Source organism: Agrobacterium sp. D14, from assembly GCF_001526505.1.
GTDB lineage: Bacteria > Pseudomonadota > Alphaproteobacteria > Rhizobiales > Rhizobiaceae > Agrobacterium > Agrobacterium leguminum.
In genome coordinates, this window is sequence record NZ_ASXX01000005.1 from 66,442 (window position 1) to 89,591 (window position 23,150).

Genomic DNA, 23,150 nt, shown 5'->3' on the forward strand with positions numbered 1-23,150 from the left:
TACCCCGAAACCGTGACACGCTTTCGGGCGACACTGCCTTAAGGGAACGATGGGGCAGGAATAGGACCAAAACGAAAATCGACGTTTTCCGTCACGTCCGTTCCTTTTCGCCCGCCCTCTCGCCGACCGTCTCACCCACTGTCAGGGGCCAGTCGACCACATAATCCTCGAAGTCGTCAACATCCACATCGGCCTCGCTGACGGTGCGGCCGCGGGCGGATATGCCGGCCTGATGCACCGTTTCCGTATCGCCGGAAACGAGATAGTGCCACCAGTAGAGATCCTTGCCGTCACGCACCAGCGCATAGGCGCAGGTGGGCGGCAGCCAGCCGATCTCATGCACCTTCTTCAGGTCGAGCTGGATACAGTCCGGCACGGTGGCGCGGCGGTTTTCGTAGTCGGAGCATCGACAGCTCTCGCCGTCGAGCAGCACGCAGCGAACCGAGGTGAACACCACTTCGCCGGTGTCCCAGTCCTCCAGCTTGTTCAGACAGCACAGGCCGCAGCCGTCGCACAGGCTTTCCCATTCCTCACCGGTCATCTCGGTCAGCGATTTGGTTTTCCAGAACGGCGCGTCATTCATCGTTAACATTTCCGTTTCATTTTGATCTCTTGGACGGGAGTGTTTAACCGGTCCCTAATCCTTTATATCGTATCGCCAAGGGCTGGTTTGTACGATATTTTAGCATATTGGCAGGCGGCAGAGGGGTCATTGGCCCGCGAAAGGCCGCCGCGTCAAGCACTTCCGACATAACCATGCCACGGTTTTGCGTCGGGAATGGGTTGAAGCGTAGAATATCGGGCAGACATATCGATGGCCGCGTTGCGTTGAACAGGAAAACATCGCCAGGTGCAGGAAGAAAAAGACGATAAAAAAGGCCGTAAAAAACGGCACATCCTGCTCCGGATCGATAGCTTCATCGACTCCGGCCTGTGGACGGCTGCGGCAAGGCTGGTGGATTTCTGGGAAGACGTCACCATCGCCTCGCGCAAGCTGCATGTGCGCGGCTGGAAGAAGCTCCTCGTCAACCTCACCTGCGACGCGCTGACCTTCGGAACGGCGGGTTCCGTCGTGCTTCTGGCGCTCGCCATGCCCGCCTTCGAGGAAACCAAGAAGGACTGGCGTTATCGCGGCGATTTCGCCGTCACCTTCCTCGATCGCTACGGCAATACCATCGGCCATCGCGGCATCATTCATGAGGATTCCGTTCCGATCGACCAGATGCCGGATCATTTCATCAAGGCGGTGCTGGCGACCGAAGACCGGCGTTTCTTCGACCATTTCGGCATCGATTTCATCGGCCTTGCCCGCGCCATGAGCGAAAACGCCCGCGCCGGCGGCGTGGTGCAGGGCGGCTCGACGCTGACGCAGCAGCTCGCCAAGAACCTGTTCCTCACCAATGAGCGCTCGCTGGAGCGCAAGATCAAGGAAGCCTTCCTCGCGCTGTGGCTCGAGACCAACATGTCGAAGAAGGAAATCCTCAGCCTTTATCTCGACCGCGCCTATATGGGCGGCGGCACCTTCGGGGCGGCGGCGGCGGCGCAGTTTTATTTCGGCAAGAACCTGACCGATGTGACATTGGCCGAATCCGCCATTCTGGCCGGCCTGTTCAAGGCGCCGGCCAAATATGCGCCGCATGTCAACCTGCCGGCCGCCCGTGCGCGCGCCAACACCGTGCTTTCCAACCTGGTGCAGAGCGGGTTGATGACCGAGGGTCAGGTGATCGGCGCGCGGCGCAACCCGGCCACCGTCATCGACCGCGCCGATGTGAAGGCGCCGGATTATTTCCTCGACTGGGCTTTCGACGAAGTGCAGCGGCTGGCCGCCGAGGGCAAGTTCAAGGACCATACCGTCGTCGTGCGCACCACCATCGATACCGGCCTGCAGCAGGCGGCCGAACAGGCAATGGAAATGGGCCTACGCGAATTCGGCGAAGGTTACCGCGTCAAGCAGGGCGCGATGGTGATGATCGAGAACGGCGGCGGCGTGCGCGCCATGGTCGGCGGACGCGACTATGGCGAAAGCCAGTTCAACCGCGCCACGGCGGCGCTGCGCCAGCCCGGTTCCTCCTTCAAGGTCTATACCTACTCGGCCGCCATGGAAAAGGGCATGAAGCCGGAGACGCTGATCTCCGACGCGCCGGTAACCTGGCGCGGCTGGTCGCCGCAGAATTACGGACGCTCCTATGCCGGCAAGGTGACGCTGCAGATGGCGCTCGCCAAGTCCTATAACACCGTGCCCGTGCGTCTTGCCAAGGACGTGCTCGGCACGCAGGTCATCGTCGATACCGCCAAGGCCATGGGTGTCGCCACGCCGCTGCGCAGCGACAAGACCATTCCGCTCGGCACATCGGAAGTGACGGTGCTCGATCAGGCCACCGCCTATGCCGTTTTCCCGGCCGACGGCATGCAGTCGCGCCGCCACGGCATCGAGCAGGTGCTGGATTACGAGGGCAATGTTCTCTACGATTTCAGCCACAACGAAGCGCCCGCCAAACGGGTGCTTTCCGAAGACGCCAATTCGAAGATGAACCAGATGCTGGTGACCATCCCGGTCATGGGCACGGCCCGGCGCGGCGCGCTGGATAACGGCATCGTTTCCGGCGGCAAGACCGGTACCTCGCAGGCCTATCGCGATGCGTGGTATGTTGGTTTCACCGGCAATTACACCACGGCCGTCTGGTTCGGGAACGACGATTTCACGCCGATGAACAACATGACCGGCGGCGCGCTTCCGGCCATGGCCTTCAAGCGGCTGATGGACTACGCCCATCAGGGCATGGAACTGCGTCCCATTCCCGGCATCCAGAACCCACTGCCGACAGGCGCGCGCCCGCAGCCTTCGGCGGAAGTGGCGGCCGCTGCCACCAGCACCCCCGCTTTGCCGGCGCTCACCCGCCCGCGCTCGCTCTCGGCCGAGGCAACGCGTGTGATCCGCTCCATCGCCAAGAAGATGAAGGACGCTTCGGCATTGAGTGTGACGACGCAGAAGGTGGCGGATGCGTCCTTGCGCGAGGGCGCGGACGATGCGGCGCGGCGGTGAGGTTGCGGCGTGGGAAAGAGCGCGTTCTCGGAGTGTGTGGCTCACCCCCCTCTGCCCTGCCGGGCATCTCCCCCTCAAGGGGGGAGATCGGCTGGTGGCCCTCCCGCCACTTCATTCTCTAACCTTGAGATGGGCGAAACTTCGCCGCAGATCGATCTCCCCCCTTGAGGGGGAGATGCCCGGCAGGGCAGAGGGGGGTAAGCCGCGCACTCCGCCGCCGTTTCTCCAAATCCGCAACTTAGCGCAACAACACCCCCCTCGCCGTCTCCACCACATGCGACGTCAACACCCCCAGCCGCTCCGCCGCGAGCCGGTTGACTTGCCAGTAAAGCGGAATATCGAGCGGCGTGCCGGGAACGACCTCCACCAGCCTCCCCGTCTTGAGGTGCTCCCCGACAAGCTGCACCGGGTTGAGCCCCCAGCCCATGCCGGAAAGGCTCGCCTTCACGAAACCGTCGGTCGAAGGCAGCCAGTGGGTGGGATAGGCGATATCCTCATCCAGCACCTTCCTGACCCAGCTCGCCTGCAGCCTGTCCTTCTGGTTGAAGGTGAGCCCCGGGGCGCTGGCAAGGGCGGCGGGCGTGACGCCCCCGGCGAAATGGCGGGCCATGAAATCCGGGCTGGCGGTCGCATGATAGCGCAGCACGCCGAGGGCCAGGACCCGGCAGCCCTGCACGGGCTTGGCATGGGCGGTGACGGCGGCAAGCACCCTGCCGCCGCGCAGCCATTCCACCGTGTGGTCCTGATCGTCCACCGCAATATTGACGAGATAATCGCTGCCGCCGGTGAATTTCGAAACCGCATCCAGAAACCATGTGCCGAGACTGTCGGCGTTTGTGGCGATGTTGAGCGTCACGCGCTCCTGCGCTGCGCCCGCTTCCGCCAGCGCCGGAAGCTGTCGGAACAATTCGCTTTCCAGCATGCCGACATGATCCATGTGACGGCAGAGCCATTCGCCCTTTTCCGTCGCCACGCAGGGGTTGCCGCGCACGATCAGCACCACGCCCAGCCGCTCCTCCAGTTGCTTGATGCGCTGGGAGACGGCCGACGGCGTGACGCACAGCACCTGCGCGGCCTTTTCGAAACTGCCGGTCTGGGCCACGAGCGCCACGGCCCGCATGGAGGGATAGTCGAGCATTACGGCACCTCATGCAGGGTTTGGAGGTGGCGGGAGGGCCCTGGAAGCCATGGGCGACGGTCTCTCCCTCCCTCATTCCTGTGCTTGTCACAGGAATGAGGGTGGAGAGATGGCAACGTTGTGGAAAACCGAGAGGTTGAAGAGCGAAGTGCGCCATTAGCTCAGCTTATCCAGATTGAGTTTATTTAACTGGATTAAACTATCTGGCGGAAATATCCAAGCACTCGGTCCGGAAGCAACGCCTTCGGCCATTCCACAATGGACACAGGCAGGGGCCGCGACACGCATGGACATCCAAATCTTCTTCACCGGCCTGACGATGGGCCTCAGCCTCATCGTCGCCATCGGCGCGCAGAATGCCTTCGTTCTGAAGCAGGGGCTGGCGCGTTCGCATGTGTTTGCCGTCTGCGCCACCTGCGCCATTGCCGATGCGCTGTTGATTACCGTTGGGGTTTTCGGTTTTCAGCGGATCAGCGCCATCATGCCGGCGCTCGATCCCATCATGCGTTATGCGGGGGCCGCCTTCCTCATCTGGTATGGCGCCAAAAGCCTGCATTCGGCGCTGCGCTCCTCCGAGGCGCTTTCGGTGGCGGAGCGGCAGGAGGCGAGCCTGTGGCAGACGCTGGCCATCTGCCTTGCGCTGACCTTTCTCAATCCGCATGTCTATCTCGATACCGTCGTGCTGCTCGGCACCATTTCCACGCAGTTTCCCGGCTTCGAAAAAACCTTCGCGGCAGGTGCGGCCACCGGCTCGCTGGTGTTCTTCTTTTCACTGGGTTACGGCGCGCGCTGGCTGCGGCCGATCTTCGAAAAACCCTCCGCATGGCGCATTCTCGAAGGCGTCATCGCCGTCACCATGTGGGCCATCGCCTTCAAGCTCGTCATGGGCGCCTAAAGCGGCGGCGTATCTCTCTCTCCGATATCCCAATAGAGCCCGGCCATAAGGGTAAGCGCCTCGCGGGCGATCTCCTTCGGCAGATGTTCGTTCGGCGCATGCTGCGAGCAGCCGGGATAGGAATGCGGCACCCAGATGGTGCGCAGTTTGAGGATATCGGCAAAGATATCGTTGGGCAGCGAACCGCCGAGATTGGGCAGAAGCGCCGGTTTTCTGCCCGTTGTGCGGGCAATGGAGCGCAGCGTGAAATCCACCCATGGATCCTGCGGATCGAGCCGGGTGGCGCGGAAAATCTCGTCGCCGGCAGGCGCGATTTCCACCATGGCGAAACCCTGCCGGTCGAGGTGACGCCGCACGGCGGGCAGAACCGCTTGCGGATCGATACCGACGACGAAGCGCAATTGCAGCCGCGCCCATGCCCGTGGCGGAATGGCGTTGACCGGCGCATGCGGATTGCCGGTCTCGAAAGCCAGCACTTCCAGCGCGCACCAGCCGAAAACCCGCTCGGCGGTGGAAAGGCCGGGCTCACCCCAGTCCGGATCGATCTTCGGGCCGTCCGGCCCGCCATCGATTTCACAATCGGCAAGGGCCTCACGCACCGCTTTCGGCAATTCCTCCGGCACCAGTTCCGGCACGCGGATCTGGCCGGTCGGGCCGACAAGGCTTGCTACGGCATGGGCCAGTTGCACGCCGGGATTGGAGAGCGCCCCGCCCCAATTGCCGGAATGATGGCCGCCCTCACGCGCCTCGATCACCAGATCGAAGGTGATGCCGCCGCGCGCGCCGAGAAAAACCGTCGGCCGTTCCGCATTCAGGCGCGGGCCGTCGGAGGCGATCAGAAGATCGGCTTTCAGCCGCTCGCCATGGTTCCGGCAAATCTCCCTCAGGCCGGGGGAGCCCCTCTCCTCGCCCATCTCGATCAGATATTTGGCGTTGAAACCAAGCCTGCCGCGTGTCTCGAGCACGGCTTTCAGCGCCGCCATATTGACCGAATGCTGCCCTTTGTTGTCGGCGGTGCCGCGCCCATACCACCTGCCATTGCGCTCAGCCATCACAAAGGGCGAAAGCCCCTCGGCCCAGCCCTCGTCCTGACCGCGCACCACATCCCCGTGGCCATATCCCAGCACGGTCGGCAGCGTGTCGCCTTCGAAACGCTCGGCGATCAGAAACGGCAAATCCGCCGTCGGGTCACGCAGGATGGTGCAGGAAAAACCCATGGCGGCGAAAGCGGGCAGCATTTCCTGTTCCAGATAAAGCGTCAGCTCCTCGCCCTGCTCCTCATTCTGGCTTTCGGTCCGTCGTAAAACGCGTCGCGTCAAATCCCGCTCGAAGCTGCCATCGTCGAAACAGGCGGCGGCACGGTCGATTGCGGATTGTCGCGACATTATGGAATATCCCCGGTTGTTATCATTTTCACGGAGAGTAAACAAGCCGCGCCATTTTCCAAACAGGGAATCAGTGATAGTCCTCGACCTGTTCATAAACGGGAAAACAGCGTGTTCCGAGTTCCATTCCTTGTCGGCATCGCCCTTCTGATCGCCTTTGGCGGCGGTATTGCCGCGACGCTGGCAGCCCTTGAGGCGACATCCGGCTTTGGATCGATCCGCATCGGCTCCTGGGATGCCTTTCCCGAAGCGCAGACGATCGAGGCCGATCCTTACGCCAAATCGCACCGCGCCGACGCCGGCAAGCTGCTTTACGGAACCGCCGAGGGGCTGGCTTTTACCGCCTCCGTCGACAGCGATGGGCAACGTCTGAGTGGCGAATGCCGCTACCGGCTGGCCGGCGCCGTGCCGCCCGCGCGTTTCTGGACGATTTATACCGCCGACCAGCAGGGCAATGTGCTGGCGGAGGATGCGGGGCGGCCCTTCGCGCTGAACTCCCGCACGCTTTTGCGCAGCGCCGATGGCGGCATCGACATCACCATCGCCGCTGACGCCCAGACCTATAATTGGCTGTCGGTGCCGCAGGGCCAGACCTTCAGGCTGGTCATGACCCTGCTCGACACGCCCGTCGCGGGCAGTTCCGGCCTGATCGATATCTCCATGCCGCAAATCCGCAAGCTGGGGTGTGGCAATGCTTAGGGTTCTGCTCGCCATCCTCACCGGTCTCGTTGGCGCAGCCGTGCTGCATGTCATCATTCTTCTGGCGATACCGCATTTCAGCAATCGCGACGCCTATACGCGCGCGGTGGCGGAAGGAAAGCCGCATCAGTTTCATCTGCTCGAAGAGACGACGGAGAAAAAGACGCTTGGCAGCGGCGATCCTTTCATGCGGGTCGCGGTCTGCACCTTCGATATCGAGGACAAGCCGGTCAGGCTCACCGCCATCGGGGCCGTGCCCTTCTGGTCGGTCGCGGTTTACGACAAGGCCTCGAATGAGGTGTTCAGCATGAATGACCGCACATCCGCTGGCGGGGTGATGGATATTCTGGTGGCGGATGCGGTGCAGATCGCCGCCATCCGCAAGGCGCAGCCACCCGCGCTTTCGCAGGCCATTCTGGCGGAATCGGATCAGACGGAAGGGTATGTGGTGTTGCGGACCATGGTGCCGCAGCCGAGTTTCGGCGAAGAGGCGGAACGGTTCCTGAACGAGGCGAAATGCCAGCCGACGGCGTGGAAATAACGTCGGTTATTCTCTGTAGTCAGGATTTGAGGGCGGTTTCCGCTGCGGATTTGCCCTTGCGCGCGACTTTGCCGGTCGGCTCGGTATCGCGTTTTTCATAGCGCACGCCAGTAAACAGCACGACTTTCGCCGGGCCGATCACCGTTGCCACCGCGCCGGCAGGGCGCAGGCTTCGTCGAGCGTCGCCGATTGGAATAATCTCTGCCATGCTCATCTCCTCTTCGGGACATGATTGTCAATGTTGCCCATGGGAACCGCGCAAGCCTCGTCTTGCGTCGGGAATTTCATCACCATCACATTGCGCATAGGCCAGTCCACAGACTGGTTTTCGCACGATCCAAAAATCCAAAGCGATTCTTATAAGGGGATCGTGCGCAGATTCAGGCTTCGCATGCCATTTTTGCATTTATTCCGTCGATAAGAATAACATGGAATCCTAATACTGCCCATGAAATTACAAACAGACAGAGGTTAATGATCCGTTAACCTTAATTGCCGGACCCCAACTTATTGCGGCCGGAGCCGCACCCCTTGAAAACAAAGGCGATGCGGTAAAGTTCCACGGCTTTTCGTCCGTCATCAAGGTTTTAAAATTTGCTTGTTGATAGAGGCGGATTCTCTCTTGCCACCCCCCATAGTTAACAGGACGTCAACGCATTTGCTCTAATTTGAGCCGATATTGTGTTTGCGTTTGTTGGGTAGTGCGTTGACCGACCGGTTTCGAGAACTTGAGAGGCCAAGAGCCGTGAGGAAGAAAGATGTGGTGCTGATGGCCACCGTGACGAATTTCGAGAATGTCTCCCATCCGTCAAAAACGGACCTTCGGCAGTTCGCCGAACTTTTCATGCCGCTTTTCAACGCCTCCACCGACGAAGCCAAGCGGGAGGCCATCGCCGCGCTCTCCCAGCATCCGAGCGTGCCTTCGGCTGTCGCCTTCTTCATCGCCTGCCAGCCGATTTCGCTTGCAGCGCCCTTCCTCATCTCCTCCAAATGCCTCGATGACGACACGCTGATCACCATTGCCCGCACGCAAGGGGCGGCGCATGCGCGCGCCATCGTGCGCCGCGAAGACCTCTCCCCCACCGTCATCGATGCGCTTGTCGGGTTGCGTCACGCCGAAGATCTGAAGCGGCCGGATGAACAGACGACGGCTACCGAACCGCAGGCGGCGGAAAGCCCTGAAGAGCCGAAAGCGGAAGAAAAGATGGACAACATCGCCGCCGCTTCCGCGCTCGAAGAGGAAATGCGCCAGCGGATCAAGCAGATGGCGCATCACCTCAACCGCCCGGAAAGCGACGTTCTCGGCCTTCGCCGGTTGAGCGAAGTGCAGGAAGCGCTGCTGGTGCGTTTCGCCCGCGAGCGCAATGCCCGGCAATTCGCGGTGGCGCTGGCGGATTCGCTGTCGTCGAGCTACTGGCTGTCGGAGCGCATCATGCTCGATATATCAGGCGCGCAGCTGGCAACGACGCTGACCGGCCTTGGCATGGAATTCTCCGAGGCGGCCTTCGTGCTGCAATGCTTCTATCCGCATCTTTCCGCCGCCGAAGGCGATATGAGCCGTGCCGAAGCCCTGCTCGACCGTCTCGACATCGTGGAATGCGAAGAGCGGCTGGAGAGCTGGCGGCGGGCCGACAGCTATACGCATGGTCGCGAACGGCCGGACCGCAGCGCACCGGCTGCGCAGAGAACCGGGACGCAAGGGTAAGTGCGGCTGGCCTTCATCTTCACGGATTGAAGAAGCGGCCATTGCCGGACGATTCTAGGCCTTGGGCTGGTCCACCAGCGTCAGCAGAGTCCCGATCTCATCGGTTTCGATCTCCACCACCCACAGATCGCTGTCGAAGCGTCGTTCCCTCTCAAGAAGGGCGGCGCTTTCCTCGCCATCCGCACCGGCAAGGCGCGTTTCGAAACGGCGCTCGGCGCGGATGTCCTCGTCATCGGCAAAGCTCTGCGGCGCGGGTCCGTAGAGATTTTCGCGGCCATCGCGCAGGCGCTGACGAATGAAAATCGCCCCCGCCTCCTCCGCCCCCTTCTTTTCGACAGCGGCAAATCCGCCGGCGGCGAAAACGCGGCGGATGAGGGCTGAGACGAACATTTCGGATTTGAGGCGCATGGGGGTGCTTTCGAATGGAAATGGTGGGGCGGGCTTCGCAATGCTGATTTTAGGCGGACGAAGGTGCGCGGGGCTTTACCCCCCTCTGCCCTGCCGGGCATCTCCCCCTCAAGGGGGGAGATCGATCTGTGGCAAGGTCTCGCCCATCTCAACGTTTGAGAATGGTGCCGCGAAAGAGCCTCTTGCCGACCTCCCCCCTTGAGGGGGAGATGCCCGGCAGGGCAGAGGGGGGTAAGCCCCACGCACCTCAGCCGCTGTAAAAATCTAAAGCGCCCCGATCGACTTCAGCTTCTTCAACACTGCCTCGCTCGGCTCACCGGTTTCCGGCAGACGATAGTGCTTCTCAAAGGCGCGGATGGCGTTGCGGGTCTGCTGGCCGGCCACGCCGTCCACCTTCACGTCGGCATAGGCGATATTGATCAGCCCCTGCTGGATCTTGGCGATCAAATCGCGGCTTGCCGGTTTGGCCGCGCTGTTGAGGGAGGCCGGTTCGGCCTTCGGGCGCGGCGCTTCCGCCTTGCGGATGGCGGCAGCCACGGGGTCGATCTCGATGCCGCCGCTGGTATCGGCAGGCCGGTCCCTGGGGATCGCGGCAACCGTCGCGCCGTCTATCCGCAGCGCCGCCAGCACGCGGGTCGTCGGCTCGCCGGTCTGTTCCATGCCGAGCGTTTCTTCGAAGAACATGATGGCGGCTGCGGTGCGCGGGCCCATGCGGCCATCCGCCTCGCCTTCGTAAAGCCCGCGTTTCTTCAGTTCGGCCTGAATATCGGCAACGATCTGCTGCGGCTTCTGGTTTTCGGCAACGGGCTGCGCCGGCGTTTCGGCCGCCGGCTGCTGCGCGTTTTGCGTCTCCGCCGGTCGCTCTATGCGGAAGGTGGTGACATTGCCCTGCGTGCCGAGCGGCTCGGCCGGGCGATAACCGGCAATGCCGTTCGGGTTTTCCGCATCGCGCGTGCGCAGGAAAGGGGACGGGTGCACGCCCGGCTGATACCAGAGCGCATTGGCGGCGACAAAACCGAAGACGACCGCGAAGGCGCCGCAGCTGCCGACCAGTTTCGGATGGCGCAGGATTTCGCGCCCGATGGCCGAAACCACCAAGGAAACAATCCCGGCGCCAATCTGGGCCGTTGTTTTCTTAGGCGATTTTCGCTTTCGCGGGGCCATCGTCACCATCCTTTTTCATCATTGCGGCCATATCGCCGAGCTGCCGGATGCGCGGCGGAAATTCCACCATGCTTTCGGCTTCGGCGCTTTCGCCGCCACCCGCCATGCCCGAACCGTCGGCAGGCAGGGTGATCGTTACGACCGTTCCCTCGCCGGGCTTGCTGGCGATGGCGAAAGTGCCGCCATGCAGTGCCACAAGCCCCTTGACCAGGGACAATCCCAGACCCGTGCCCTCATAGCGACGGGTATATTCATTCTGAACCTGCATGAAAGGCTGGCCCAGAAGTTCGATCTTGTCGGAAGCGATGCCGATGCCGGTATCGCTCACCGTCAGCTTCAGCATCGCACCCTCACGCGCGGCGTCGATCGACACCACACCACCGGCATCGGTGAATTTTATGGCGTTGCCGGCAAGATTGATCAGAACCTGCCGGATGGCGCGCTGATCGGCCGAGATTTCGCCGATACCGCGCTGGATGCGGCTGGTCAAAGTCAGGCCTTTTTCCTTCGCCTGCAGGCCGAGCATAGCCTCGCAGGACGAGATGGTCTCGGCAATCGGGAAGCTTTCCATCATCAGCTCGTAACGGCCGGCTTCCAGCTTGCTCATATCGAGCATGGTGTTGACGACAGAGAGAAGATGGGCGCCGGACTGGCGGATCAGGCCGACATATTCCCGCTGGCGGTCGTTCTCCAGCCGGCCGAAATATTCGCCGGCCAGAATATCGGAAAAACCGAGGACGGCATTGAGCGGCGTGCGCAACTCGTGGCTGACGGCGGCAAGAAAGCGCGACTTGGCGTCATTGGCCGATTCCGCCTCCGCCGCCTTGCGGGCGACATCGCGGCGCAGGCGTTCCATCTCGGTGACATCGGAAAGCTGGGCGACGATGCGGCGCAGCCGGCCGCTGGCGCTGCGGATTGCCGTCATCTCGATACGCGCATGCATGAACTGCGCCTGACGCGACTTTGCACCGGTCTCGAAGCGGAGTTCGGCGGTTGCCCTGTCCTCGCCCTGCCGCAGCAGGTCGAAAGCCTGCATCAGTTCAATGCGGTCCGAGACATAGACATATTCAACGAGGGAATGGCCCTTGCTGGCCTGCAAATCGGCCGGGAAGGTCGTAAGATCGCGGCCGGAGACGTGTTCGACGAAGCCGGTATCACCGATCATGAGCACGAGGCCCGGCACCTGCGTAGCGGCGATCAGGTCGTTATCGCCAGACAAGGCGGAAAAGGAGGACGCACCGCGCGCGGGACGCGAAAAGGCAATCAGCAATGCTGCGGCGGCCAGAAACAGCGCCAGCACCAGGGCAGCGCCGATGGGCAGCGCGATGGCGGGGCTGAAGACGAGGCTGAAAAGGGCTGGTACCACCAGAAGTCCGACGGCGCTGAAGGCGATCAGCCGGCGCAGGCGCGCAACGGTTCCGGCGCGCCTTTCGGCGTCCTCTTCCATGCGCGCAAGCCATCTGCCTGCGGCATGGTCGACCAATGCGACCGCTTTTTCTCTCATATTACGCAATACCAACACCGAATCCCTGAGGCGGTTCTAACGGCTCCGACAATAGAAGGCGGCGGCTTAAGGAATGGATAAAAAGAATGGCCTCAAAGGCCCGTCAAATGCCTCGCAGTCCCATTACGGGGCATTTCTTCGAAGCTTTGCCAATCATGGTTAATGACGGGTAAGCGACGGATTTCGCTTCATTTTTGCCATCGCGTTAACTTTTGTGGCAAAGCTTTCCGCCGCTTTCGCCCGGAACGCGCGGCCTCTGTCGCAATTATGCTTAACATGGACTGTTAAAATGCGAATGAATTGATGGCAGGCGTCCCGATACGAGGAGAATAGATACAATTTGAATTAAATTGCGCCGCTTTTTGCAATCGGCTGTTCGCCGGTCGCGTGTAGCTTCTTCACAAGCCCGAAAAACGGGACAAAGGCCGATGACCCGAAACCGGGCGGGGCTTTAGAAAACAAAGATCGTCTGGCAGGGTAGTCTGACAATGTGGTTTCTGATCAAGGGAACATTCTGGTTTTCGCTGGTGCTGGTGGCGCTGTCCTATTTCGGCAGCAGCAACGATCCGGCCAAGGAACCTTCGGCCTTCGATATTCCCAGCGCCGTTTCGGCCGCCGGTGAAGCCTATCGTTATGTCAGCGCCATCTGCATCGAAAAGCCCGATGTCTGCGTCAAGGGCGCCGAAACCTTCCATGCGCTCGGCGAGCGGGCAAAGGAAGGCGCAAAGGTGGCCTATGAACTGCTGGACAAGCAGCTTGCTTCCGGTGACAAGCCCGCCCCCGCCGCTGAACTCGCGGCCGAGACCGAAAAACTGGCCGAAGCCCCGGTCGTCAGCGTCGAATTTCCGAAGGATGCCGACATGCTGAAGACCGGCACCGTCATTCCCCTGCCGCAGAAGCGCCCTGCTCCCTGATACTGTTTCCCTGATCCTTGCCGGCCACCGCGCGGCACTCTCTTTGCAGCCAAAAATATCCGGCTGCCGATTGCCTGCCTGACTTGCCCACGGAAACCTGATTTCCGTGGGCTTTTTCATGGGCCATGGTTCAAAACCGGCCGCACTTCGCCTATATCCTAACAAAGACCTGCAATAATGGATGATACGGCGCGCAAATGGCCTCTCTCGAAACGATCCTTGACGACTTCGCCTTCCTCGACGACTGGGAGGATCGTTATCGTTATGTCATCGAACTCGGCAAGGCGCTTCCCGATCTGCCGGAAGACAAGCGCACGGCCGAGAACAAGGTGCATGGCTGCGCAAGCCAGGTCTGGCTCGTCAGCCACAGCAATGGTGCGGAAGACCCTCTCCTGACCTTCGAAGGCGATTCGGATGCGCATATCGTGCGCGGCCTCGTCGCCATCGTGCTCGCCGTCTATTCCGGCAAGAGAGCCTCCGAAATCGCCGGTCTCGACGCCATTGAGGTGTTCGACAGGATCGGGCTGGTGGAACATCTGTCTTCGCAGCGCGCTAACGGCCTGCGCTCCATGATCAAGCGCATCCGCGAGGAAGCCCGGCTGCTGGCCGCCTGACCTTCACCTCGCCATCGACGGGCGATAATCTGCATCGCCCCAATGGTGATCCTTCCTGCCGGCGCGGGCCGCAGGCGGCGCATAATGGCGGGCAAGCGCCAACAGTGCGGCGCGCAGCAGCAGTTTTGCCGACCGCGCCGGCCATTGCCTTTCGCGCTCCACCGTCTCCAGCCCCTTTTCGAAGCAGCAGATATCGATGGCGACGCCCGACAGTTCAGGCCCCATCGCATCGGCCGCGCGGGAAAACCGCGTTCTTGCGGCCATTGCCGCCTCGGTGAGATCGAGCGCGCCTCCCGCCTCGCCTTTTGTGCGGTTCGCTATTCTCGGCTCCCATGTCGCTGTTACCTTCGGGTTGAGATGGCCGCGATGAAAATCGGCGGCGAGGCGCTCGCCCGCCTCAAGAGCATCCGCCGGGAAAAACGCCGCACCGTCCCGTTCCTTCAGCCTTGCAAGGCTGGTCAGGGGAGAGGTGTTGAGATTGCGCCGGGCCGGCTGTTTCACATCGCCGACATCCACAATAACCGTCTGCATATGCCGGTGCTGTTCCTGAAAAACCTCGTCCCGGTCTTTTGCCATTGCACGTTTCAGGCAGGAGGCGAGCGGCGGTGCGGCGGAAAGGATGTTGTCCCGCTGCTCGACCAGCCCGGAGGAAATGGCAAACCGCACCGTCGCGGCCGGAAACCGTAGCGCGTGATGGCCCGCCCGCGCCCGGCGCAGGACAATATCGCCGCCCTCCTGCGACATCTCGGCCGCGCCCGCGGCGATGCAACGCAGCAGCCGCAGGAGATGAGGGTTCGGGGAGGCAACCGGGGCGCTTTTTTCCTCACTCATCCCGGGCGCCTTTCATCGCGTTGAAGATACTGCCGGTGAGCCGCTCCAGCGCGGCGACGAACTCATCGAATGCCGGTTCGTCACGCCGGTCCTCCACCACCTGGCAGGCATGGCCAACCGTCGTCCTGTCACGGCCGAAACATGGCCCGATATCCGACATGGGAATGCCGAGCTGCACATGGCACACATACATGGCGATCTGGCGGATGTGGCATTCCGTGCGCCGGCTGTCGCGGCGCACCAGCGTTCGATCGCCCGTCAATTGCACCATCTCGCCGGTGAGCTGCCGTACCAGACGGCAAAGACGGGAAATCTCATCTCGCCCGGCCGCAGACGGCCAATGACGAAAGGGACGATCACCGACCCGCACGCAAGGCCGCGCGGCGGCAGGCAGAAACACAGTATCCGACGGCATATGCAACTCCTCTACGAATAGGAATTAATTCATACACCTGAGAGCAAGCATGGGGAAGCGCAAATTTGGCATGGAGGATTATGCGATTGATACGGCTTTATTTTTGCAGAATTGATGTGTGCGATAAAGGATTTTTTTCCTCAATCGAAATTTTGCGCGACATAAAAGTCGGTCGAGGGAACGGCTCCCGGGTCTGGTGCGATGCGGTTCTCGATCGCGAAAGACCACTCTCACGGCGCAGACGCGCCGTAGCTGGATGCCGGGGGGCCGGCAGGACGGAGGTGAGGTCTTCGAACCCCAGAAACGAAATCGGCCGGTCAAAGGACCGGCCGTATTGCCTTGCGACTTCCGGCTATCTGTCAGGACAGCAGCCGGACCGTCTTTAAAATCAGCGGCTGGCCTTGCGGCGCTGACCGAGACCCATTTCCTTGGCGAGCCGCGAGCGGGCTTCGGCATAGGCGGGCGCAACCATCGGATAGTCGACCGGCAGGTCCCATTTTTCGCGATATTCTTCCGGCGTCATGCTGTGATGCGTCGTGAGATGCCGCTTGAGCGACTTGAACGAGCCGCCACATTCCAAACAGACGATGTGGTCATCCTGAACCGACTTGCGGACGGAGACGGCAGGCTTCTGCTTTTCGACATTGACCGCCACCGATGCCGGTGCCGATGTTCCGCTGAGTGCCGTGTGAACATCCGAAATAAGGCCGGGAAGCTCAGTTACCGGAACGACGTGGTTGCTAACATAGGCAGCCACAATATCCGCAGTCAGTTCGACCAGCAGATCCTGGGCGTTACCGTATGCAGTTTCCGTCATTTAAGTATCTCCTGTTTATTGATCCCCTGACGCGGGCGAACGCCGCATCGAGCGATGTGAAGTTACCCGGTGCCCCACCTTCGCCTTGTTGAAACCAACATGAAACCTACCCCTAGATTTCGAGCGAAAACCGGAAACGAATTGGTCCGAGATTCAACTTATGGCCCGCGACATGGGCAGCAATGGTCCGATGGGCCATAGATTAGACATTAATAAAATGCCTATGCCGACTATGAAGAGGCTAGATGCAAATCGCGATTAGCAACTTTACACTTAATTTGGATAACAGCAAAACAGCAAAAGTCAAATTCCTATTGTGAATTTTTCAGTTCAAAACAGTCTAATCGGAATACAAAAAATTACGGGTAATAAAATACTATGCCAAGTAGTAATTGAAAATGAATACCCCCAATTATTAGGGGGATTTTCAACTTCAAATTTTCTTGATGTCATCAACTACCGATTTAACGGCAAGCGGATAACCTGCCTTGTGAGCGGCCATGGCAAGAAGATGTGCCGAGACCGGCGCGGTAAGCACAAAGAAGAAGAAACCGGCGAGCGCCCGCGCCAGCGTCGATATTTCCATGGAATGGATGCCGACAGCCAGAAGCAGCAGGCCGGACCCCACCGTTCCCGCCTTGGAAGCCGCATGCATGCGGGTATAGACATCCGGCAGCCGATTGAGGCCGATTGCCGCGATCAGAGAGAAAATGGCGCCAGAGATCAACAGCGCCGCAACCAGAATAGCCACGATCCAAGCCATCATCGCCTGCCCTTTCCTTTTCTGTTGGCGACACCTTTTTCCATATTTTTTTCAATGGCTTCAGATGCCCTTTCGCCATCGAGAACCGCCGCTGGCCTGCGCCGGCCGTCCGGGCCGCGCGACAGCACGAAGCGGGCGAAGGCAACCGTTGCCAGAAAACCGACCAGCCCGAGCGCAATGGCAATATCGACGTAAAGATTGAAGCCGGTGCGGATGGCGATGACTGCGATAAAGCCGATGGCGATGCCCACCAGCATGTCGAGCGCAACGATACGGTCCGGCAAGGTGGGGCCGACGACGACGCGATATACTGTCAGCAAAAAGGCGGCCGACAGAACAACCGATGCAAGTATAGTTGCAAATGAAACTATTTGTTCCGGCGTCATATCTGAAACGCCTCCATGATCTTTCTTTCAAAGCCGTTGCGGATGTCGTTTTTCGTGGCTTCGATATCGCTGCAATCGATCGCATGCACGTAAAGCGTTTTCCTGTCCGCCGAAACATCGACCGACAGCGTGCCGGGGGTGAGCGTGATGAGATTGGCAAGCAGCGTGATCTCGAAATCCGTCGTCACCGTCAGCGGATAGGCGAAAATGCCGGGCTGCACGTCGAGCTTCGGCCGCGTCACCAGCACGGCGACCTTCCATGCGGAAAGCGCCAGTTCCTTGAAGAACAGCAGCACCAGCGACAGCACGCGGACAAGCCTGAGCCAGTGGTTACGCCCGCCCGGAAGCTGGTGGCGGATGATGCCGAGCGCCAGCGTCGAAACGACAAGGGCGAAAATGATGTTCGCGAGCGTGACGCTGCCTGTCACGGCGAGCCATACGGCAACGAAAAGCAATTGTACGAGATAGAGGCTCATGGTTTGCCCCCTTCGGTAAAGACCGACTGGATATAGGCCTGCGGATTAGCGAGGCCTGCGGCCGCCTGCTGGCTGAGATTGAGCAGGCTTTCCGGAAACAGGCCGAAGAATACCACCAGCACCGTCAGCCCCACCAGCGGCGCGAAAGACGGCGCTGCCGAGGGCGACGCCTGCGGCACGGAAGGCTGACCGGTGGATGCCGCAACGGGACGCCAGAAACACAAAAGGAAGATCCGCCCGAAAGCGATGGTGGCGATGAAGCCGGAGGCGAGAATGGCGCCAGCCAGCCACCAGGCGCCGATATCGATCGCCGACTTGACCAGCACCGCCTTCGGCCAGAAGCCGGAAAAGGGCGGCAGGCCGGAACCGGCGAAAAACAGCGCCAGCGCCAGCGCCGAAAACCACGGAGCCTGCTGGTAAAGGCCTCTGAGCGAGGTGAGGCTGAAACCGCCGCCGAGGCGGGCCGCATGACCGGCGGCGAGATAAAGCGCCGTCATCAGCACCATGGAATGCAGCGCGTAAAAAATGGCGCCGGTGACACCCGACGGCGTGCCGATGGCGATGCCGGCCATCATGTAGCCGATGCCAGATATGACGATATAGCCGAGCATGCGGCGGATATCGTTTTGGGCGAGCGCGCCCATGGCCCCGAGCACCATGGTCAACGCCGCCGAGATGGCGATGACGATGCTGAGTTCTTCCCGCTCGACCGGAAACAGCATGACCATGACGCGCAGCAGCGAATAGATGCCGACCTTGGTAAGCAAGCCGCCGAACAGGGCGGAAACGACAATGCGCGGCGTGTGATAGGAAGCGGGCAGCCAGAAGTTCACCGGGAAGGCCGCGGCCTTCATGGCGAAGGCGAGCACGAACAGGCTCGCAAGCGTCATCAGCGGCGCCGAGCCGCGCAGCCCGGTCGCCTTCTGGGCGATATCGGCCATGTTGAGCGTGCCGAAGATGGCGTAGAGATAACCGACCGTTATCAGGAACAGCGTTGTGCCGATGAGGTTCAGAATGGCGTATTTCAGCGCGCCGTCGATCTGCTCGCGCGTCGAGCCGAGCACGATCAGGCCGAAGGACGAGATCAGCAGCACCTCGAACCAGACATAGAGGTTGAAGATGTCGCCGGTCAGGAAAGCGCCGGTGACACCGGCCATCAAGAGCATCAGGAAGGGATAAAAACCGTAGCGCCTGCCGCTGGCGTCGATATCCGCGCCGGCATGGATGGCCCCCGCAAGTGCGACGATGGCGGCAGCAAGCGACAGCAGCGCGCCCGTCAGGTCGGCGGTAAAGGCAATGCCGAAGGGCGGCAACCAGCGGCCCATGACCATGGTGAAGGGGCCTTCAGTGGCGACCTTCCACAAAAGCGCGGCATCGAGCAGCACCAGCAGGAACAGCGCCGCGATGGCGACGGTCGCGTGGTGGCGGATGGCGTGGCGCATCATCATCAGCACCGCGCCTGCGCCAATGCAGAGCGCGATGGGAAGAATGATCAGCCAGTCGGACAGCGGCACGGGCGTCGTGACGAGCGCTGCGGAAAGATCGGTGACTGCGGAAGGGGTGGAGGATGCCATGTGTCTCAGCCTCGCCGCTCAATAACCGAGCGGCGGCAAGGGCTCGCCTGCGGGTTCTGCGGTGCGCATTTCGTCCGTGTCGTCAGTCTGCAGTTCCTGAAACGCACGCCAGGTCAGCACCAGAAGGAAACAGAAGAAGGAAAAGGAAATGACGATTGCCGTGAGGATGAGCGCCTGCGGCAGCGGATTGGCCGCACCCGCGGGCAGCGTATCCATGCCGGGCGGAATGATCGGCGGCACTTCGCGCGTCAGCCTGCCTGCCGTGAACAGCAAGAGGTTCACCGCATTGCCGAGAATGGCGATGCCGAGCAGCATGCGGATGCTGTGGCGCGACAGCATGAGATAGATCGCCACCGAAAAGAAGATGCCGACGAGAATGGAGAAGACCGCTTCCATCAGTCGCTTTCCCTTTCTTCCAGCGCCAGCGCAATGGAGGTGATGGCGCCGACCACGACGAGATAGACACCGATATCGAAGGACATGACGGTGGAGAGCGGTATTTCGACGCCGAACAGGTTCGGATAGACCCACAGCCCGGTCATGAAGGGCACGCCGGCGGCGATGGAAACGAGGCCGGAAAGCATGGACAGCAGCAACCCCGCCCCGGCGATGGCGAGCGGATGAAACATGATGGCGCGCCTGACTGCGGTGACGCCATAAGCGATGCCATAGATCGCCAGCGCCGAGACCGCGATCAGGCCGCCGATGAAGCCGCCGCCCGGCTCATTATGGCCGCGCAGCAGCACGAAGATGGAAAACAGCACCATGAGGCTGGTGACGACAGGGGCGACGGTGCGCAGAATGAGCGTGTTCATGCCCGCGCTCCTTTCTTCTTCGCGGTTTTGGCCGATCCCTTGACGGCGAGCCCCTTGATGGCAGCAGCCGGGCGGATGCGGATCAGCGCGAGAATGGCAAGACCCGTTATCATCACGACAGCGATTTCACCGAGCGTATCCGTGCCGCGGAAGTCGACGATGATGACGTTGACCACATTGGCGCCGTGGGCGATGACCTTGGAATAGGTGTTGTAGAAATCCGTCAGGCGGCTGTCGAAGCTCGCCTCGGTCGCGCGCATCAGGAACAGGGCAAAGCCCGTTCCGCAGGCGATGGCGATGGTGCTGTCCAGCAGCTTCTGGCCAAGGCCGCGATGGTCTGACGGCGACAGGCGAAGCCGCGTCATCACCAGCGTCAGGATGACCACCGACAGCGTCTCGACCATGAATTGCGTGAAGGACAGATCGGGGGCGCCGAAGAGCAGGAAGATGACTGCCACCGCAAAGCCCTGAATGCCGAGCGCGATGATGGCGGTGAGCCGGCTCGACGCCGTCAGCACTGCGATGAGGCCCGCCACGGCAATGGCGATGAAGGTCAACTCATGGATGGGCATATCGCGCGGCCAGGACGGCATGGACGGCAATTCGCCATAAAGGAACAGCGGCACCAGCAGCACGGCGGCGATGACGGCGAAGGTGGCGGTGACGTAAAATTCCAGCCTGCCCGGCTGAATGAGCCGGGTGATGTGGAACGAGACTTTCACCAGCATTTCGATGAAGACGTCAAAGCCCCTGTCCGGCCCCGCCCCCAGCGCCTTGAAGGTGCGGTCGATCAGTCCACGGACGGCGGAAAGCTGCGTATAAAGGACGATGCCGAGCGCGATGGTGAGCAGCGACAGGCCGAGCGGCACGCCGATATGGGGAATGAGCGAGATTTCCACCGGGCGCGCCTCGCCGGCAATGGCGCTCGCCATCGGGGTGGAGATGTAGAAATGCGCGATGCCGGAAAAGAGCGCAATCGTCAGCCCCTTCAGCGCCAGAAGCGCCGGGCCGAGCCAGAGCAGCAGCGGGCCTTCATGCGCGTGTTTCGGGGTCTTCACCGGCTTGCCGAGGAAGGGTTTCAGCGCCACCGCAAAGGCGACGGCAAACATCAGCCCGTTGCCGAGGATGGCGATGCCGGTGAACAGCACGGCGCGCGGATTGCCATGCGCCAGCGCGTAATAAATCTCTTCTTTGGCGAGAAAACCGAAGAAAGGCGGCAGGCCGGCCATGGAAATCGCAGCCGCCAGCGCCGCCGCGAAGGTGATCGGCATGGCTTTTCTGAGGCCGCCGAGCTTCGTCACGTCGCGGGTGCCGGTCTCATGGTCGATGATGCCGGCGACCATGAACAGCGCGCCCTTGAACAGCGAATGCGCCACCAGATAAAGCACCGCCGCCTCGATGGCATGATCGGAGCCGAAACCCGTCAGCATGACCAGCAGGCCGAGCGACGACACCGTCGTATAGGCGAGCATCAGCTTGAGATCGGTCTGGCGCACGGCCAGCAGCGCGCCGGTGAGCATGGTCAGCCCGCCGAAGAAGGGCAGCAGGATCTGCCAGGCGGCGGTATCGCCGAGAACCGGGTTGAGGCGCATCAGCAGATAGACGCCGGCCTTCACCATGGTTGCCGAATGCAGATAGGCGGATACCGGCGTTGGCGCTTCCATGGCGTTGGGCAGCCAGAAATGAAAGGGAAACTGCGCCGATTTGGTGAAGGCGCCGCCGAGAACCAGAAGCAGCGCGGCTAGATAAAACGGGCTGTCGCGCAAGACATCGCCGCCGCGCACCAGCATCGACAGTTGCGTCACGCCGCTGATATCCCAGATGAAAATCAGCCCGGCGAGCAGCAGCAGACCGCCGCCGCCCGTCACCACCAGCGCCTGCAGCGCGGCGCGGCGCGAGGCGGCGCGCTCATGGTCGAAGCCGATCAGCAGGAAGGAGGTGATGGAGGTGAGTTCCCAGAAGACGAACAGCATCAGCAGGCTGTCGGAAACCACGACGCCCAGCATCGCGCCCATGAAGAGCAGCAGGAAGGATAGGAACCGGCCCTGTTGCGGATGGCCTTTCATATAACCGCCCGCATAAAGCACGATCAGCAGGCCGATGCCGGTGATCAGCAGCGCAAAGGTCAGCGACAGGCCGTCGATGAACCAGGAGAAGCTGAGATTGAAGCTCGGCACCCAGGCATAACCGCCGGTCACCACCCCGCCTGCCGCGATCTGCGGCAGCATCAGCGCAAAATGCGCAAAAGCGAGAGCAGGCGCAATCGCCAGGACCCACGCCGCATTGTGACCGAACCTTTTAACCAGGGCGGGTGCGGCAAGCGCTGCCAGAAACGGCAGAAACAGCGACAGGAATGTCAACGGCGTGACATCTGATGTCATTCACATCTCCCGGGATGTCCCCCATCCCTGCGCGCCAATAATGGCGTTCTTCTTCAAATCGTTTTTTCAGTTAGAGCGCATTTCCGGGCGGAAAACCGGGCTCCACTTTTCCTGGAAATGCTCTAAGGCATAGACAAAGCCATCTCAACCCAAATCGGTACTCCCGGCCCATAACGAACGCGTTATGACGCCCATCCCCTTTCAATCCGCCTCCGCGATGACTATTTGAGGCGGGAACAGAAAGGATCATTCCATGAGCGATCTGACATCCCCAAAAATCAAAAAGAGCGATGCCGAATGGCGTGAGCAGCTGACGCCGGAGCAATATCGCATCCTGCGCGAACACGGCACCGAGCGCGCCTTCACCGGGCCCTATTGGGATACATTCCAGAAAGGCCTCTATCGCTGTGCGGCCTGCGACGAGCCGCTGTTCCTCTCCGATACGAAATTCGATGCCGGCTGCGGATGGCCGAGCTATTTCGAGCCGGTAAAACCGGGCGCCGTGACGGAACATCGCGACGCCAGCTACGGCATGGTGCGCACGGAAATCCGCTGCGCCAATTGCGGCGGCCATCTCGGCCACGTCTTCCCGGACGGCCCGAAGCCCACCGGCCTGCGTTATTGCATCAACGGCCATTCGATGGTGTTCGAGCCGGTTTGATTGGGCAATGGGTAACGCCTA

At 61.2% G+C, this 23,150-nt stretch carries 25 protein-coding genes; 8 read left to right on the forward strand and 17 right to left on the reverse strand.

Annotated features, from left to right (window positions below; translation table 11 throughout):
• Positions 1-91: 91 nt before the first annotated feature.
• Positions 92-583, reverse strand: a complete 492-nt coding sequence (locus L901_RS04410; protein ID WP_003522310.1) for a YcgN family cysteine cluster protein — start codon at positions 581-583, stop codon at positions 92-94.
• Positions 584-850: 267 nt separating this feature from the next.
• Between L901_RS04410 and L901_RS04415 the strand changes: the two genes are divergently transcribed.
• Complete coding sequence (locus tag L901_RS04415; protein ID WP_059753847.1) at positions 851-3,043, forward strand: transglycosylase domain-containing protein; 2,193 nt, start codon at positions 851-853, stop codon at positions 3,041-3,043.
• 238 nt (positions 3,044-3,281) lie between these two features.
• On the opposite strand, the gene L901_RS04420 is transcribed toward L901_RS04415, so the two are convergent.
• Entirely contained in the window at positions 3,282-4,181 is a 900-nt protein-coding gene (locus tag L901_RS04420; protein ID WP_059753849.1) for a LysR family transcriptional regulator ArgP, read from the reverse strand.
• Positions 4,182-4,467: 286 nt separating this feature from the next.
• On the opposite strand from L901_RS04420, the gene L901_RS04425 reads away from it, so the two are divergent.
• Entirely contained in the window at positions 4,468-5,076 is a 609-nt protein-coding gene (locus L901_RS04425; protein ID WP_059753851.1) for a LysE/ArgO family amino acid transporter, read from the forward strand.
• On the opposite strand, the gene L901_RS04430 is transcribed toward L901_RS04425, so the two are convergent.
• Entirely contained in the window at positions 5,073-6,461 is a 1,389-nt protein-coding gene (locus L901_RS04430) for a M20 family metallopeptidase (protein WP_059753853.1), read from the reverse strand. The genes L901_RS04425 and L901_RS04430 overlap by 4 nt on opposite strands.
• A 111-nt stretch (positions 6,462-6,572) precedes the next feature.
• On the opposite strand from L901_RS04430, the gene L901_RS04435 reads away from it, so the two are divergent.
• Together L901_RS04435 and L901_RS04440 are read left to right on the forward strand one after the other, a co-directional pair.
• Entirely contained in the window at positions 6,573-7,160 is a 588-nt protein-coding gene (locus L901_RS04435; RefSeq protein ID WP_003522305.1) for a DUF1214 domain-containing protein, read from the forward strand.
• The gene (locus tag L901_RS04440) at positions 7,153-7,701 is read left to right on the forward strand and encodes a membrane protein (protein ID WP_035261158.1); all 549 of its coding nucleotides are present in this window, start codon (positions 7,153-7,155) and stop codon (positions 7,699-7,701) included. The genes L901_RS04435 and L901_RS04440 overlap by 8 nt, the downstream gene beginning before the upstream one ends.
• A 19-nt stretch (positions 7,702-7,720) precedes the next feature.
• On the opposite strand, the gene L901_RS04445 is transcribed toward L901_RS04440, so the two are convergent.
• Positions 7,721-7,909: a hypothetical protein gene (locus tag L901_RS04445; RefSeq protein WP_035261156.1), complete on the reverse strand. Its 189-nt coding sequence runs from the start codon at positions 7,907-7,909 to the stop codon at positions 7,721-7,723.
• Positions 7,910-8,470: 561 nt separating this feature from the next.
• On the opposite strand from L901_RS04445, the gene L901_RS04450 reads away from it, so the two are divergent.
• Positions 8,471-9,406 (forward strand): DUF2336 domain-containing protein, encoded by a 936-nt coding sequence (locus L901_RS04450; protein ID WP_245289585.1) that lies wholly within the window; start codon positions 8,471-8,473, stop codon positions 9,404-9,406.
• Positions 9,407-9,460: 54 nt separating this feature from the next.
• On the opposite strand, the gene L901_RS04455 is transcribed toward L901_RS04450, so the two are convergent.
• The 3 genes from L901_RS04455 to L901_RS04465 form a co-directional block, all read right to left on the reverse strand.
• Entirely contained in the window at positions 9,461-9,814 is a 354-nt protein-coding gene (locus L901_RS04455; protein ID WP_059753859.1) for a DUF1491 family protein, read from the reverse strand.
• A 264-nt stretch (positions 9,815-10,078) separates the two neighbouring features.
• The gene (locus L901_RS04460) at positions 10,079-10,978 is read right to left on the reverse strand and encodes a peptidoglycan-binding protein (protein ID WP_059753902.1); all 900 of its coding nucleotides are present in this window, start codon (positions 10,976-10,978) and stop codon (positions 10,079-10,081) included.
• Positions 10,950-12,482: a HAMP domain-containing sensor histidine kinase gene (locus L901_RS04465; RefSeq protein ID WP_059753862.1), complete on the reverse strand. Its 1,533-nt coding sequence runs from the start codon at positions 12,480-12,482 to the stop codon at positions 10,950-10,952. Before L901_RS04465 ends, L901_RS04460 begins: the two co-directional genes overlap by 29 nt.
• Positions 12,483-12,970: 488 nt before the next feature.
• Between L901_RS04465 and L901_RS04470 the strand changes: the two genes are divergently transcribed.
• The gene (locus L901_RS04470) at positions 12,971-13,396 is read left to right on the forward strand and encodes a DUF5330 domain-containing protein (RefSeq protein ID WP_003522299.1); all 426 of its coding nucleotides are present in this window, start codon (positions 12,971-12,973) and stop codon (positions 13,394-13,396) included.
• 197 nt (positions 13,397-13,593) lie between these two features.
• A complete protein-coding gene (locus L901_RS04475; protein ID WP_003522298.1) occupies positions 13,594-14,010 on the forward strand; it encodes a SufE family protein in 417 nt (138 codons plus the stop codon).
• A gap of 3 nt (positions 14,011-14,013) precedes the next feature.
• Here the strand turns inward: L901_RS04475 and L901_RS04480 are convergent, their stop codons facing one another.
• The 10 genes from L901_RS04480 to L901_RS04525 all read right to left on the reverse strand — a co-directional run bounded on the left by L901_RS04480 (position 14,014) and on the right by L901_RS04525 (position 22,468).
• The gene (locus L901_RS04480) at positions 14,014-14,841 is read right to left on the reverse strand and encodes a DUF6456 domain-containing protein (RefSeq protein WP_059753865.1); all 828 of its coding nucleotides are present in this window, start codon (positions 14,839-14,841) and stop codon (positions 14,014-14,016) included.
• Positions 14,834-15,256: a helix-turn-helix domain-containing protein gene (locus L901_RS04485; RefSeq protein WP_059753868.1), complete on the reverse strand. Its 423-nt coding sequence runs from the start codon at positions 15,254-15,256 to the stop codon at positions 14,834-14,836. The genes L901_RS04480 and L901_RS04485 overlap by 8 nt, the downstream gene beginning before the upstream one ends.
• A 388-nt stretch (positions 15,257-15,644) precedes the next feature.
• Positions 15,645-16,073: a MucR family transcriptional regulator Ros gene (gene ros / locus L901_RS04490; RefSeq protein WP_003509257.1), complete on the reverse strand. Its 429-nt coding sequence runs from the start codon at positions 16,071-16,073 to the stop codon at positions 15,645-15,647.
• A 433-nt stretch (positions 16,074-16,506) separates the two neighbouring features.
• Positions 16,507-16,839, reverse strand: a complete 333-nt coding sequence (gene mnhG / locus L901_RS04495) for a monovalent cation/H(+) antiporter subunit G (protein ID WP_059753870.1) — start codon at positions 16,837-16,839, stop codon at positions 16,507-16,509.
• Positions 16,836-17,222, reverse strand: coding sequence for a cation:proton antiporter (locus tag L901_RS04500; RefSeq protein ID WP_003522294.1), 387 nt, complete (start codon positions 17,220-17,222; stop codon positions 16,836-16,838). The genes mnhG and L901_RS04500 overlap by 4 nt, the downstream gene beginning before the upstream one ends.
• Positions 17,219-17,698, reverse strand: a complete 480-nt coding sequence (locus L901_RS04505; protein ID WP_003522293.1) for a Na+/H+ antiporter subunit E — start codon at positions 17,696-17,698, stop codon at positions 17,219-17,221. Before L901_RS04505 ends, L901_RS04500 begins: the two co-directional genes overlap by 4 nt.
• Positions 17,695-19,272, reverse strand: coding sequence for a Na+/H+ antiporter subunit D (locus L901_RS04510; protein WP_059753873.1), 1,578 nt, complete (start codon positions 19,270-19,272; stop codon positions 17,695-17,697). Before L901_RS04510 ends, L901_RS04505 begins: the two co-directional genes overlap by 4 nt.
• An 18-nt stretch (positions 19,273-19,290) precedes the next feature.
• Entirely contained in the window at positions 19,291-19,668 is a 378-nt protein-coding gene (locus L901_RS04515; RefSeq protein ID WP_003509263.1) for a Na+/H+ antiporter subunit C, read from the reverse strand.
• Complete coding sequence (locus L901_RS04520) at positions 19,668-20,087, reverse strand: Na+/H+ antiporter subunit B (RefSeq protein ID WP_059753875.1); 420 nt, start codon at positions 20,085-20,087, stop codon at positions 19,668-19,670. The genes L901_RS04515 and L901_RS04520 overlap by 1 nt, the downstream gene beginning before the upstream one ends.
• The gene (locus tag L901_RS04525; protein WP_059753878.1) at positions 20,084-22,468 is read right to left on the reverse strand and encodes a putative monovalent cation/H+ antiporter subunit A; all 2,385 of its coding nucleotides are present in this window, start codon (positions 22,466-22,468) and stop codon (positions 20,084-20,086) included. The genes L901_RS04520 and L901_RS04525 overlap by 4 nt, the downstream gene beginning before the upstream one ends.
• A gap of 253 nt (positions 22,469-22,721) precedes the next feature.
• Here L901_RS04525 and msrB point away from each other — a divergent pair, with 253 nt between their 5' ends.
• Complete coding sequence (gene msrB, locus L901_RS04530) at positions 22,722-23,129, forward strand: peptide-methionine (R)-S-oxide reductase MsrB (protein ID WP_003522288.1); 408 nt, start codon at positions 22,722-22,724, stop codon at positions 23,127-23,129.
• Positions 23,130-23,150: the final 21 nt, after the last annotated feature.

Coding starts and splice junctions, on each gene's coding strand:
- L901_RS04515 (WP_003509263.1), bottom strand. CDS start 19,668: ATGGAAGCGGTCTTCTCCATTCTCGTCGGCATCTTCTTTTCGGTGGCG.
- L901_RS04410 (WP_003522310.1), bottom strand. CDS start 583: ATGAATGACGCGCCGTTCTGGAAAACCAAATCGCTGACCGAGATGACC.
- L901_RS04460 (WP_059753902.1), bottom strand. CDS start 10,978: ATGGCCCCGCGAAAGCGAAAATCGCCTAAGAAAACAACGGCCCAGATT.
- L901_RS04440 (WP_035261158.1), top strand. CDS start 7,153: ATGCTTAGGGTTCTGCTCGCCATCCTCACCGGTCTCGTTGGCGCAGCC.
- L901_RS04485 (WP_059753868.1), bottom strand. CDS start 15,256: ATGCCGTCGGATACTGTGTTTCTGCCTGCCGCCGCGCGGCCTTGCGTG.
- L901_RS04500 (WP_003522294.1), bottom strand. CDS start 17,222: ATGACGCCGGAACAAATAGTTTCATTTGCAACTATACTTGCATCGGTT.
- L901_RS04465 (WP_059753862.1), bottom strand. CDS start 12,482: ATGAGAGAAAAAGCGGTCGCATTGGTCGACCATGCCGCAGGCAGATGG.
- L901_RS04430 (WP_059753853.1), bottom strand. CDS start 6,461: ATGTCGCGACAATCCGCAATCGACCGTGCCGCCGCCTGTTTCGACGAT.
- L901_RS04520 (WP_059753875.1), bottom strand. CDS start 20,087: ATGAACACGCTCATTCTGCGCACCGTCGCCCCTGTCGTCACCAGCCTC.
- L901_RS04420 (WP_059753849.1), bottom strand. CDS start 4,181: ATGCTCGACTATCCCTCCATGCGGGCCGTGGCGCTCGTGGCCCAGACC.
- L901_RS04510 (WP_059753873.1), bottom strand. CDS start 19,272: ATGGCATCCTCCACCCCTTCCGCAGTCACCGATCTTTCCGCAGCGCTC.
- L901_RS04505 (WP_003522293.1), bottom strand. CDS start 17,698: ATGAGCCTCTATCTCGTACAATTGCTTTTCGTTGCCGTATGGCTCGCC.
- L901_RS04480 (WP_059753865.1), bottom strand. CDS start 14,841: ATGAGTGAGGAAAAAAGCGCCCCGGTTGCCTCCCCGAACCCTCATCTC.
- mnhG (WP_059753870.1), bottom strand. CDS start 16,839: ATGATGGCTTGGATCGTGGCTATTCTGGTTGCGGCGCTGTTGATCTCT.
- L901_RS04445 (WP_035261156.1), bottom strand. CDS start 7,909: ATGGCAGAGATTATTCCAATCGGCGACGCTCGACGAAGCCTGCGCCCT.
- L901_RS04455 (WP_059753859.1), bottom strand. CDS start 9,814: ATGCGCCTCAAATCCGAAATGTTCGTCTCAGCCCTCATCCGCCGCGTT.
- L901_RS04470 (WP_003522299.1), top strand. CDS start 12,971: ATGTGGTTTCTGATCAAGGGAACATTCTGGTTTTCGCTGGTGCTGGTG.
- ros (WP_003509257.1), bottom strand. CDS start 16,073: ATGACGGAAACTGCATACGGTAACGCCCAGGATCTGCTGGTCGAACTG.
- L901_RS04425 (WP_059753851.1), top strand. CDS start 4,468: ATGGACATCCAAATCTTCTTCACCGGCCTGACGATGGGCCTCAGCCTC.
- msrB (WP_003522288.1), top strand. CDS start 22,722: ATGAGCGATCTGACATCCCCAAAAATCAAAAAGAGCGATGCCGAATGG.
- L901_RS04525 (WP_059753878.1), bottom strand. CDS start 22,468: ATGACATCAGATGTCACGCCGTTGACATTCCTGTCGCTGTTTCTGCCG.
- L901_RS04475 (WP_003522298.1), top strand. CDS start 13,594: ATGGCCTCTCTCGAAACGATCCTTGACGACTTCGCCTTCCTCGACGAC.
- L901_RS04450 (WP_245289585.1), top strand. CDS start 8,471: ATGGCCACCGTGACGAATTTCGAGAATGTCTCCCATCCGTCAAAAACG.